We start from the raw sequence: 11,535 nt of genomic DNA on the forward strand, positions 1-11,535 counted from the left end.
CGCCCGGTCGCTTCAAGAGCGAACCCGCCTCACATTACTGCTGTTTCGGCTGGAAGCCCGACTTGCCCATCTGCCACAACGCAAACGACCACTCGTCGGCCATCTTGCTCGAATACTGCGAGACGCTCGAGCCCATGCCGTGTCCGCCGTCATAGTCGATACGCAGCAGCACCGGGTGGCCGCTCGTGGTCGCCGCGCGCACGCGTGCAGTCATCTTCAGCATGTGCCACGGCGAGACGCGCGGATCGTTCGCACCCGTCGTGAACATCACGGCCGGATACGGCGTGCCGTCGTGCACGTGCGCATAGGCACTCATCGCATAGAGGCCACGGAAACCCGCCTCGGTCGACGTCGAACCGAACTCGGGCACGTTGGGCGGGCCGTTCGGCTCCGTCTCGAAGCGCAGCGAATCGGACACACCCACGTCGTCGAGGATGACGCGGAACAGCCCCGGGTTGATCGTCAGCGCACCGCCCATGACGATACCGCCCGCGCTCGCGCTATTGGCAGCCAGATACTTCGACTGCGTGTAGCCCGCGTCGATCATGTGCTGCGCCGATGCGATGAAGTCGAGCATCGTGTTGATCTTCGTGAGCTTTTGACCGGAACGATGCCACGCATCGCCGTATTCGCCGCCACCGCGCATGTGCGACGTGACGATGATGCCGCCTTGCTCGATCCATGCCTGCCACGCCGGATGATAAGCGGGATCCATCGATACGCCATAGCTGCCGTAGCCCGTCACGATGGTCGGATGCGAGCCGTCACGCGCGATGCCTTTCTTCGCGACGATGGAGATCGGCACACGCGTACCGTCGTAGCTCGTGGCGAATTCGTCATGCTCCTCGATGTCGCTCGACTCGTTCTTCGACGGCGGAATCAGCCCCGTGTCGACGGCCGTCTTCGTGGCCGGATCGTAGGCCATTTCACGCGGCGCCTTGACCCAGCTACGCAGATCGAACATCACGCCGGGCGCGCGCGGATCGACGGTCATTGACTGGATCGCTCCTGCGTACGGCAAAGCGATCGGATGGCTTTCCTTGCCATCGAACGACACGCGCCGCATCGCGAAGGTCGTGCCAGCGCGTTCGGACACGTAGATCGCATCGCTGGCGAGCGCGAACGCATCGATCACGTTCGAGCCTTCGGGCACGACGACGTCGGCATGCGCGAGATCCGGGTGCGCCGCCGGCATCGACAAGATGCGGAAGTTCGATGCGCCCTTCTGCGTCCGCACGTAGAGCCGGTCGCCGCGCAGTTGGACGTCGGTCACGCCATCCTCGGGGCTCGCGATCTTCTTCCACGGCGTGCTTGCGCCGTGGATCTCGTCGACTCGCGCCACGTAGAACGTGTTCGGGTTGTTGTCCAGGTTGTGATTCGCGACCGCCACGGCATACGGCGAATCGGGCGACAGCAACACGTAAGTGGCCTGGCCTTCCGGCACATCGAGGCTTGCCGACACCCCATGCCCGAACACGGTTTCGTCGCCCTCGCCGTTCGGGCGTTGGCCCACGACGTGCAGATTCGTGACGGCGTTGTACCAGGTCTCTGACGGCGGCGTATTGGGGCCCGTCTTCGGATAACGCGTGTAGTAGAACGACTGGTTGTCGCTGCGCCACGTCACGATGCTACCGCTGGTGCGGTCGATGGCTTCGCCGAGCTGGGCGCCCGTCGCCACGTCGAGCACGTGCAGCACGCTCTGTTCCGAACCGCCTTCGGAGACACCGTATGCCACGTACCGGCCGTCCCACGACGGCGAGTACCAGTCGAGCGCATAGTGATGGGCACTGTCCTTGGCGAGCTTGGCCGGGTCGACGAGGATGTGCTCCTCGCCGGTCACGCCATCGCGGTAGGCCAGCTTCGCGAGGTTGGCGCCGGGCTCCAGCACCTCATAGAAAAGCCGCTTGCCGACGCGCGTGAAGTGACCGCGATGCAGGTCGCCGGTCATCAGGCTCTGGATGCGCTTTTCCAGCGCGTCCCGGCCCGGAAGGCTCTCGAGCACGTTGCGCGTGTAGTCGGCTTGGGACCTCATCCATTTCTGGACTTCGGGGTCCTTGAGATTCTCCATGTAGCGATAGTTGTCGACCACGGACGTACCGAAGTAGGTATCCGTGACCGGCCGCACCGGGGCGACGGACGGGCCGTCTGCCGCCCAGGAGGCACACGATGCGGACGAGAAAGCGAGGGCCAGCGTTACAGCGAGGGTAGATCTTGTTGGTTTCATTTGGACTCTCAAGTAACGACGCGCGAGAAACGACTGCTGCCGGCGCGTTGACGGCTTCCATGAACGAAGCGCCGCGTCTCCTACGGCGCTTCGACCTGCGTTCCGGGATGCGAAATGGTCTTCGTCACGGGTGGAACGGCCAGGAAGGCCCCGAATTGTAACGACTATTCTCGCGGTTTCGCTTCGAGTCACGCCGCTCGAGAGATCCTTCGCCGGGGCTTATGCCATGCGCACGTGCGGCTCGACAGCGACCTCGAATGCCATCGACCGTGCGATGAAGCAATGGTGGTGCGCCGACTCGTGCAGCTCGATGGCCTTTTGGCGGTCCGCGTCGCCGTGGCGCGCATCGAGCGTGACTTCAGGCTTTAGCGTCACGCTCGAAAACGCGCCGGAGCCATCGGCGTTCATCGCGAGCACGCCGCCGGCATCGTCGCGATAGCCGGTCACGATGAGGCCGTTCGCCGAACACAGGTGCAGATACCACAGCATGTGACAGGCGCTCAGGCTCGCCACGAGCAGTTCCTCGGGGTTGTAGCGAGCGGCGTCGCCGCGGAACGCCGGGTCGCTCGAACCCTCGATCGGCTGCTTGCCAGGCGCGGAAACGACGTGGTCTCGGCGGTAGGCGGTATAGCTGCGCGTGCCCTCGCCCGTGTTGCCGGTCCACTCCACGGCGATCGAATAACGGTGATGCTGGTTCATGTCGCTTACTCCGTTCTGGCCAAGTGTTGTGCGGCAAGGCGATCGCGCTCCCAGGCTTCGGACACGGCACGCCCCTTTTCGTAATCGTCGACGACGAGGATCAAGCGGTGATCGTGATCGCTGTACATCGTTTCGATGTTGACGCCCGCTTGCGCCATGCGGCGCCCGATCATGCCGAGCTGGCCCGGTACGGCTTGATGCAGCTTCTGGATCAGCACGTCGCGGACGGCGTCGACCTTGATGCCGGCTGCCTCCAGCACTTGCCGGGCACACTCGCCGTCTTCGAACAGGAAGTGCGCCACGCCGCGTGCGCCGACGGCCCACACGCCACCGCCCTCCACGCTGACACCCGCGGCGCCGAGCACTTCGCCCATCTGGGCCAGCGCGCCCGGGCAATGGTCGAGATCGATCGATACGTCTTGCATGTTACTTCTCCACTTGTTTTTGGGTCATTTGACCTTCGCGGCGTTGGGATCGACTGATTGGGTCGGTCGGTACTCCTAGCGCGGGGCTGCTCCGGGTGCTTCGGTGTGGATGGAACTATAACGGTCGGACTGCGTGCGACGTTTTGGGGTGGGGTGAAATGTGGATGTGACAATGGCAACCATTACCCTTCAAAGTAAGCCCATGGTCTCGCTATGTGGCGCTTGAAGAAATCCGAAAACATCGGTTAAAAAGCTGCTCTAGCGGGGCGAACGATTCCAATTGGTTCGCAGATGTGCACGCGTCGCCGCCGCTCGTCACGACAAACCATCGCGAACCGATACCACCAGCCATCATGCCGGCCCACGAAAAGGCCCATGCCGGCGCTTGGAGGAGACCTATGAATAAACCGTCAGCGGTAGCGGTACGCCTGCGCATTGCCCGTTCACGATGCGCGTCGACGATCGCCAATCTATCGATGCTTGCCCTATCGGCATTCACCATGACAGGCATGCCCCACGCTCACGCGCAAACGAGTCTCGGCGCGTACAACGTCAAACTGTCAGAAACGACAGTTTCAGGCATTTCATCGGGCGCCTATATGGCCGTGCAATTCGCGGTCGCCAATTCGTCGATCGTCAAAGGCGTCGGCGCCATCGCGGGCGGGCCATATGGTTGCGCGCAAGACGACCTCGAAACCGCGTACCGCGGCTGCATGGTCGGCTATCCGAGCTATCCCACCGCCTCGCCGCTCGTGAGCACCGCGCAAAACTGGGCGGCCAGCGGCGCCATCGACCCCACGTCCAATCTGGCCAACCAGAAAGTGTGGCTCTTTCACGGCTACAACGACGGGGTCGTCAAAACAGGCGTCACGAACGTGCTCTACAGCTTCTATGCCGCGTTCGACAATGCCGCGAACATCTTCTACAAGGACAATCTTCCTGCCGCGCATTCGCAAGTCACCGATTCGTGGGGGCAGGCCTGCAACGTGACGGGCGGCGACTTCGTCAACAACTGCGGTTACGACGCAGCCGGGCAGATCCTGCAGCATCTCTACGGCACACTGAACCCGCGCAACACGGGCACGCTCTCCGGCACGATCCAGCAATTCGATCAAGGCGCGTTCTACTCCGGCACACCGGCTTCCATCAGCATGGCGCAGTATGGCTATGCCTACGTACCGGCATCGTGCGCGGCGCAGCAACCATGCCGCGTGCACGTTGCGTTTCATGGCTGCAAGCAATACGCCGATGCGATCGGCTCGGACTACTACGCGCATGCCGGCTACAACGAATGGGCCGATACGAACAACCTGATCGTGCTGTATCCGCAAACGATCGCCACCACATCGTTGCCGACGAATCCCAACGGTTGCTGGGACTGGTGGGGATACAACGATAGCCATTACGCACAAAAGAGCGGCGCACAGATCGCTACCGTGATGGCGATGGTCCAGCATCTTGCCGGCAATTACTCGGGCTGGAGCGGCACGCCGGGCGGGACGTTCGGCGCGCCGACTGGATTAGGTGCGGACAGCAGCACGACTCGCGTCGAGCTGCACTGGACGCCTGTCGCCGGCGCGGCGAGCTACGCCGTCTATCGCGCGTCGTGCGCCGGCTGCTCTCCGACGAAGATCAACACCGCGCCCGTGAACGGTCCAAGCTTCGCCGACTCGGGGCTCACGGCCGGCACGACCTATTACTACGTTGTGCGCGCGGTCGATTCGACTGGTACCGAAAGTACGAACTCGCCGACCGTTGCCGTCACGACGGCCGCGACGCCACCTGCGTGCGATCCTTACTACCGCACCAACTACGATCATTGGTACGAGTCGCGAGCCTACACGGATGTCTTCAACGTCAACATCTACGCGGTAGGCTCGAACCAATGGCTCGGCTATACGGGCCCGCTATCGACGACCGACAACACGCTCCTGCGTCAGACGAGCTCGAACTACTACGTCATCGGGCCGTGTCAATGAAGCAGTGAAGTAGCGAAGCCGTTAGTCGCGCAGCTGGTCGTCGAGCGTATTTCGAGTTCGACGGCCAGCGGCTTGATGTTCGGTTGCAACTTGTCGTCACGACAAACCGAACCCAGCCCATACGACAGGCCGCCGATCAGCCCAAGGCCGTGAACGTTCGAGCTGACCGGCCAGTCGCAACAACGTATCTTCCCGCGCGAATTCTGCGGCGAACTGCATGCCGATCGGCAATCCCGTTTCCGGATGACTTTCTAGCGGGACTGACATCGCAGGGCCCCCGGCAACATTGAACGGCGGGGTGAAGGGTGAATGCTGAAAAACGTGCTGAGTCCATTCGAGACCGCTCATCGATTCCGAGTCCTTGCCGTATGCCCCGATGTCTGGCGGCATGTGCGGAAGCGTCGGCGTGAGCAGCACGTCGAAATCCTCGAACCAGTGCCCGACCGCACGCGTCACCGTGTTTCGCGTGGCCAGCGCGGCGGCGAATGCGGACGCCTTTTCCTCCTTACCGTCGCGATAACAGGCCAAGGTGGCCGACTCCAGCGTCGTCTCATCGATCGGACGCCCCATCGCGGCCGCCAGCCCTTCGATCCAGCCGACGAGCGTCGCCGTCCAGATCGTCGCGTTCATCTGCACGAAGGTATCCCACGACACGCCTAGCGTCGGCCGCACCTCGTAGACCGTGTGACCGAGATCTTCCAGAAGCAAGGCAGTCGCCGTCACCGCGGCCGCAATTGCCGGGTCGGTTCGATCCGCGTTCCAAGGATCGATCATCATGCCGATCTTGAGCTTGCCAGGCTCGCGATCCACTTGGGATAGAAAGCTCTGTGCCGGCGCGGGGGTCACGTAGGGTTCGCCAATCGCGCGTCCCTGGATCGCATCAAGCAACGCGGCGCTGTCCCGCACACTCCGGCTCACGCCCAGTTGAACGCCGAAGCCCGCGAAGACTTCGTCGAGGTCGGGCCCGTTCGAGCTGCGCCCGCGCGTCGGCTTGAGTCCGAACAAGCCGTTATAGGCAGCGGGCACCCGAATCGAGCCGGCCGCATCCGTCGCATGTGCAAGCGGGACGACACCGGCTGCGACCGCCGCAGCGGCTCCACCGCTCGAACCGCCGGCGCTTGCACCAAGCTGCCAAGGATTGCGCGTCGCTCCCTGGAACGTGGACTCAGTGGTCGTGCTGAATGCCATTTCAGGCGTAGTCGTGCGGCCGATCGTAACGAGTCCCGCTGCGCGAAACTGGGACATAAGCCACGAATCTGCGTGGGCTACGACGCCACTGGCGAGCCGGCTTCCGAGCTCGAGGCGCTTACCTCTCATGGCCACCGCGAGATCCTTGATCAGAAACGGTACGCCAGCCAGCGGACCCGCGCCGTTTTCCGCGTAGCCGCCGCTTTCGCTAGCCGGCCAGTGCTCGACTACTGCGTTGATGTCGGGATTCACGGCTTCGATCGCCGAGCGTGCTAGCTCGGCAAGCTCCGCGGGCGTGACCTCCCGGTCCGCGACCCGTTGCGCTAGCCCGATTGCATCGTGACTGGTGTATTCGCTGAGATTCATTTCCGCCTCCGTGTTGAAGGCCAGACGATAGTGCAGGAGCGCACGGCCGATTAGCCCGTTGCCGTGGCAAGGATTGAGCCATCCATGGAACAATGCCTGTGGTAGGCTCGCGCCATCTTCAACGTTCAGCCGGGATGCATGCGTCAATGAGCAGGGATCTCAACGACACGCTCGTCTTTCTCCGCGTCGTGCAATCAGGCAGCTTTACCGCAGCAGCGGTCGCGTTGCAGATTCCGAAGACAACGGTCAGCCGGCGAGTACGAGAACTCGAGGCACACCTCGGTGCGCTCCTGCTGCACAGGACCACGCGCAAACTGCGCCTCACCGAAGCGGGTGCGGCTTACTTCGAGCATTGCCGCACTATCGCCAGTCAGCTCGACGAGGCGGAGAACGCCGTCCAGCGCATTCGCGGGACGCCCGGAGGCTGGCTGCGCGTGACACTGCCTTATTCGTTCGGCGCTACATGGATCGCACCATTGATTGCCGGATTCTGCTCGCGCTATCCCGATGTGCGCCTCGATATTCTTGCGACGCATGTGCCGCTGGATCTTTTCAACGACGAAGTCGACGTCGCGCTGCGTCTTGGCGCCCTTCCCGATTCGAGTCTCGTCGCGCGGCGACTTGGAAGCTTTTCGACGTCGGTCTATGCGAGTCCCGTGTATGTCGAAAGGCACGGCTCGCCAGCCGGCCCCGACGAGTTGAATCTCCATCCGTCGCTCGCACTTCATCAGGCGCGCAGCGACAGCGGGTACACCTGGCCTTTGCGCAAGGTGGGGCGCAAGCCGAGTCACTATGCTCTCGAACCCGTGATCGTGGCTAGCGACCCTGTGCTCATTCTTGACGCCGCGCGTGCGGGGAAAGGTTTGTTGCTGGCTATGGATGCCAGCATGGCGCCCGAGGTCGAGGCTGGGCGCTTGGTAAAGGTGCTGCCTGAATGGATCGGTCCACAACAAGATTTGAATGCGCTGTTCCCGCGAGAGCGGGTTCCCTCGCCGAAATTGCAGGCTTTTCTGCACTACCTAAAGACGCAATTGCGGTTTGGCGATACGAGGTAGGGAGTACAGCAGTCCGAAGGACTGCTCGAATGGCTGCTGTACTCTGTAAGCGACGGCTGAGCCAATGCGTCGCGAAGTCCGAGAAGGGTTGAGGAAGTTGGCTCTCGAATCGTGAGTGCGCGGCCGGACACGCGCGTCGAGCTTCCTGGTTCGGCCAGATTGAGACGTTCGACAGAGCCGCATAGATCGTCAACAATGCAATGTCTGTCCGTTTGTCTGTCTGGACGCGACCTATTGCATTCGACTTAAAGTAGCCGATAGCGTCGCCGATTTACTTCAGTGTCGATATCAGGATTCACCTATGTCCCGCTCCGAACGTCTCCTTCATCTCCTGCAAGTGTTACGTCGTTATCGACGTCCCGTGCGTGGCCAAGCCCTGGCCGAGGAGCTCGGCGTGAGCATCCGCACGCTATATCGGGACATCGCCAGTTTGCAGGCACAAGGAGCAATGATCGAGGGAGAACCGGGCGTTGGTTACGCGATGAAACCGGGTTTCATGCTGCCGCCAATGATGTTTCGCTCAGAGGAACTCGACGCCCTGGTTCTTGGCATGCGCTGGGTGGCCGATCGCTGCGACAAGACGCTATCGTCCGGTGCGCTGAGCGCGCTTGCGAAGATAGCCGCCGTACTGCCCACTGAACTGCGTCGCGAACTGGAGGAGTCTTCGCTCCTAGTCGGCGCACCGTTGAAGAGACCTGCCCACAAAGTCTCACCTGACCTTCTGCGTGCCGCAGTCCGAGAAGAGCATAAGCTCAACATTACATACGCGGACGCCAGTGGTATTCAATCGCAGCGTGTCGTTTGGCCTTTTGCCTTGGTGTATTTCGACCAAGCGCGGGTCCTGATGTGTTGGTGCGAGCTTCGAGCTGATTTTCGGAATTTCCGTTCGGACCGGATCGTGAGCGTCGAGCAGTTGAAAGAGCGCTACCCCCAAAGGCGGTCAACACTGCTCCGTGAGTGGCGCAGGCTCAATCATGTCGCCAGCCGCACGATACTGCCAGAATCTGACAGTATCGACCATTAGTCTGAGCTCCCTTTCTTGGCGAGGAGCGCAAAATGAAGTTGGCATCGGTTCGTGTGGTTACCCGGGATATCGATGGGCTGGTCGAGTTTTATCAAAGGCTTTCCGGTATCGAGGCTGTACGTCCGGCGGATGGATTTGCTGAAATACGATTCGGAGGAGCGACGCTTGCGATATCGTCTGAGCATCTGATCGAGCTTTTCAATGTCGGTGCTGCCACTGCGGCTGCAAACCAATCGGCGATCCTGGAGTTCGAAGTGGAGGACGTTGACGTGGTGTTCGAACGGATGAATGCCTCCGGGACAAACATCGTAATGCCCACGACGTTGATGCCGTGGGGCAATCGTTCGCTTTTGCTGCGCGACCCGGATGGCAATCTCGTCAACATATTTTCCCGTCCCAAGCGTTGAGGAAACCCGCCGTCATGACTGCCCGCCGCGTCGTTTTTTGTTCGCGAACGGCCGCTTCGGGAAGATGCGACCGTCCCTTGTGGGTCGGTTGCGGCCTCTCCGCGGATGGCGGTTGCCTCTCGCGTAAAGCGGTAAATGGCGCGCTCTCCGGCCGGGCACTGATATTCGTCGTCGCGGGCAATGTAGATGACGTCCGCCCGGTCAAAGCGGCCATGAGCCTTCGCGCGGGATGTTGTTGGCTTGGGCAGGATCACAGCAATACCTGCGTCCGCGCATGCCTTGATCTGCGGCCCGCTGTAATAGCCTCGGTCCGCTATGGCTTTGAGACGGGGCCTACCCATTGCATCACGGGCAGCTTGCGCCATCGGGCTAAGCTGAGCACGGTCGTGTCCAGCATTCGTTACCTCATGGGCCACAACGAGATGATGCTTATGGTCCACGGCCACCTGCACGTTGTACCCCACCATGCCCGAGCCTTTTCCGCTCGTCGCCATGGAGCGCGCGTCGGGATCTGTAAGAGATAACTGGCCGTTGGCATTCACGTTCGAGCCGACGACTCGACTGAACTCGGTTGAGATAGCCGTAAATTTAGATCTTCAATAGCACCGCCGGATGGTGTGAGGGGCGGCCTGTTGCAGATGGCCTCACTCCATCAAAGCCCAGCGTCTCTAACTCAAGCCCCTCCACGAATGCATCGATGATCCGCACCGGGTTATCGTCGGCAACGAAGTCATCCAGACATTCCGGCAACAACGTCACCTGTCTGCGGTCGTCACCCTCAACGAATCGCTTCAATTGTTCCTCCAGCCTCGAAGGGCTCACTGAAGTCTAGGCAATCACATGAGAGAATGAAGACTCTAATTGATTGGCGAGAATACTCGTGGACCTCCACGTGATCTACACGCGAAGTGACGGAATTCTTTTGTCCCGCAGGCAGTATGAATCGTGGCGACAGATTCAAGATGAGATCCCTGATTACATCACGTCGCTGGGACCTTGGTCACTTGAACAGGTGGTGGAATACCTCGATAGCGAGCACTCCCGGCTTGATCCAAGTGCAGCTGAACAGGTCAGCACGTTTTTAGCTTCTGCCGAACCCGACATCGAACTCAAGTTCGAGCGGAGCCGCTAGCTCGTCGTGCGTCCCTTGCCGCAAAGCGTCGATCAAAGCTAACGACACGTTTTCACACCGCCTCTGCCACAAGCGGTCGCTCCGTGACGCAGCATGAATTGGCGAAAATTTTGATCCAAAGTACTCTTGCAGCGTGCCCCTCCATCATCTTGATCTCCCCCTATGTCCCCTTCTGTTGATGAACTTCTCGCGCTTGATGTACTTACGCTACGTGAGCATACTGAGCGAGCCGGCGACGCCTTCGACGTAGACGAGCACCGAGCAAATTTGTGCAAGTCCTTAGAGATTAATGAGGTGTGCTCCGTGCGACGGGACGGCAAACTCGCGGCTTATGCAATGCTCCGGCCCGAAGGAGGAGCGTGCTGGTTCGTTGGCGCTTTTGGTACACATCCCTTGCATCGGACGTACACCGTAATAAATGAATTGTTCGCGAAGATCGCGATTCTGGCGGCCGAACGAGGGATCGGTGAGCTACGAAGCCATGTCTATAAGACCAACCGATTGTCTATCGCGTTCCATCGCAAGCTTGGATTTCTGGTGACGCGGGAGAACGACAAGAGCTTCGAGTTCTTCATCACACTGGATGAACTAGCTACGAAGCCAGCGGTGCGGCGTGCCACTGCCTGGGTGACCTCCCGCTCGGACTAACGCGCCAAGCCAGCTGTGTGCTCAATCGTAACGAGAGGTGAGTATTCCCCATGTGTACCCGACCAATTGCCTCTAAACTTCGGTCACCAGAAGCGCACGTTACCACCTTCATGAGGGGCCGCTTCCGGGAAGCGTGACGGACCGCTTCGGATCGGTTGCGGCCTCTCTACGGAGGGCAGTTGCCGGCCAAGAGCTGCCACTCATGAGCGTCACTTTTCGGAGACGAAACACGCTTGCTGAGAGCGCCGCAGAACCGGATGCATGAGACGCTCGGCGCAATGCGGATCGCCATATGGAGCAGCCCCCTGAAACACCGGACACAGCCTCCCACTTAAAATAACGGGTAGGCATAAGACTGTGTTTTTGACTAACACTAGGCAGGAAGTGA

Annotated in this window: 10 protein-coding genes and 1 pseudogene; 6 read left to right on the plus strand and 5 right to left on the minus strand. The window is 60.8% G+C overall.

The window, feature by feature from the left end:
• Positions 1-34: 34 nt before the first annotated feature.
• From D7S89_RS16755 to D7S89_RS16765, 3 genes are all read right to left on the minus strand, one after another.
• Positions 35-2,224 carry a prolyl oligopeptidase family serine peptidase gene (locus D7S89_RS16755; protein WP_121278969.1) on the minus strand — a complete coding sequence of 730 codons (2,190 nt, stop codon included), beginning with the start codon at positions 2,222-2,224 and terminating at the stop codon, positions 35-37.
• A gap of 219 nt (positions 2,225-2,443) precedes the next feature.
• Entirely contained in the window at positions 2,444-2,923 is a 480-nt protein-coding gene (locus tag D7S89_RS16760; RefSeq protein ID WP_121278971.1) for an OsmC family protein, read from the minus strand.
• Positions 2,924-2,928: 5 nt separating this feature from the next.
• A complete protein-coding gene (locus tag D7S89_RS16765; protein WP_121278973.1) occupies positions 2,929-3,348 on the minus strand; it encodes an amino acid-binding ACT domain-containing protein in 420 nt (139 codons plus the stop codon).
• A gap of 398 nt (positions 3,349-3,746) precedes the next feature.
• Here D7S89_RS16765 and D7S89_RS16770 point away from each other — a divergent pair, with 398 nt between their 5' ends.
• On the plus strand, positions 3,747-5,327 hold the full coding sequence (locus D7S89_RS16770) for an extracellular catalytic domain type 2 short-chain-length polyhydroxyalkanoate depolymerase (RefSeq protein WP_183085239.1): 1,581 nt from the start codon (positions 3,747-3,749) through the stop codon (positions 5,325-5,327).
• A 96-nt stretch (positions 5,328-5,423) separates the two neighbouring features.
• On the opposite strand, the gene D7S89_RS16775 is transcribed toward D7S89_RS16770, so the two are convergent.
• A complete protein-coding gene (locus D7S89_RS16775; RefSeq protein ID WP_121279033.1) occupies positions 5,424-6,881 on the minus strand; it encodes an amidase in 1,458 nt (485 codons plus the stop codon).
• A gap of 146 nt (positions 6,882-7,027) precedes the next feature.
• Here D7S89_RS16775 and D7S89_RS16780 point away from each other — a divergent pair, with 146 nt between their 5' ends.
• The 3 genes from D7S89_RS16780 (at position 7,028) to D7S89_RS16790 (ending at position 9,367) form a co-directional block, all read left to right on the plus strand.
• The gene (locus D7S89_RS16780) at positions 7,028-7,936 is read left to right on the plus strand and encodes a LysR family transcriptional regulator (protein ID WP_121278977.1); all 909 of its coding nucleotides are present in this window, start codon (positions 7,028-7,030) and stop codon (positions 7,934-7,936) included.
• 301 nt (positions 7,937-8,237) lie between these two features.
• Positions 8,238-8,960, plus strand: coding sequence for a helix-turn-helix transcriptional regulator (locus D7S89_RS16785; protein WP_121278979.1), 723 nt, complete (start codon positions 8,238-8,240; stop codon positions 8,958-8,960).
• 32 nt (positions 8,961-8,992) lie between these two features.
• Complete coding sequence (locus D7S89_RS16790) at positions 8,993-9,367, plus strand: VOC family protein (protein ID WP_121278981.1); 375 nt, start codon at positions 8,993-8,995, stop codon at positions 9,365-9,367.
• A gap of 122 nt (positions 9,368-9,489) precedes the next feature.
• Here the strand turns inward: D7S89_RS16790 and D7S89_RS16795 are convergent.
• Positions 9,490-10,162, minus strand: a pseudogene (locus tag D7S89_RS16795) (transposase); the annotation flags it as partial.
• A gap of 85 nt (positions 10,163-10,247) precedes the next feature.
• Here D7S89_RS16795 and D7S89_RS16800 point away from each other — a divergent pair.
• Positions 10,248-10,499: a hypothetical protein gene (locus D7S89_RS16800; protein WP_121279035.1), complete on the plus strand. Its 252-nt coding sequence runs from the start codon at positions 10,248-10,250 to the stop codon at positions 10,497-10,499.
• 162 nt (positions 10,500-10,661) lie between these two features.
• Positions 10,662-11,147 (plus strand): GNAT family N-acetyltransferase, encoded by a 486-nt coding sequence (locus D7S89_RS16805; protein WP_121278983.1) that lies wholly within the window; start codon positions 10,662-10,664, stop codon positions 11,145-11,147.
• The last annotated feature ends 388 nt before the right edge of the window (positions 11,148-11,535 follow it).

The sequence above is a fragment of the Trinickia fusca genome, from assembly GCF_003628145.1.
GTDB classification, from domain to species: domain Bacteria; phylum Pseudomonadota; class Gammaproteobacteria; order Burkholderiales; family Burkholderiaceae; genus Trinickia; species Trinickia fusca.

Excerpts from the sequence above, each read along its gene's own strand:
- D7S89_RS16775 (WP_121279033.1), bottom strand. The coding sequence starts at position 6,881 with ATGAATCTCAGCGAATACACCAGTCACGATGCAATCGGGCTAGCGCAA.
- D7S89_RS16760 (WP_121278971.1), bottom strand. The coding sequence starts at position 2,923 with ATGAACCAGCATCACCGTTATTCGATCGCCGTGGAGTGGACCGGCAAC.
- D7S89_RS16755 (WP_121278969.1), bottom strand. The coding sequence starts at position 2,224 with ATGAAACCAACAAGATCTACCCTCGCTGTAACGCTGGCCCTCGCTTTC.
- D7S89_RS16785 (WP_121278979.1), top strand. The coding sequence starts at position 8,238 with ATGTCCCGCTCCGAACGTCTCCTTCATCTCCTGCAAGTGTTACGTCGT.
- D7S89_RS16770 (WP_183085239.1), top strand. The coding sequence starts at position 3,747 with ATGAATAAACCGTCAGCGGTAGCGGTACGCCTGCGCATTGCCCGTTCA.
- D7S89_RS16790 (WP_121278981.1), top strand. The coding sequence starts at position 8,993 with ATGAAGTTGGCATCGGTTCGTGTGGTTACCCGGGATATCGATGGGCTG.
- D7S89_RS16765 (WP_121278973.1), bottom strand. The coding sequence starts at position 3,348 with ATGCAAGACGTATCGATCGATCTCGACCATTGCCCGGGCGCGCTGGCC.
- D7S89_RS16780 (WP_121278977.1), top strand. The coding sequence starts at position 7,028 with ATGAGCAGGGATCTCAACGACACGCTCGTCTTTCTCCGCGTCGTGCAA.
- D7S89_RS16805 (WP_121278983.1), top strand. The coding sequence starts at position 10,662 with ATGTCCCCTTCTGTTGATGAACTTCTCGCGCTTGATGTACTTACGCTA.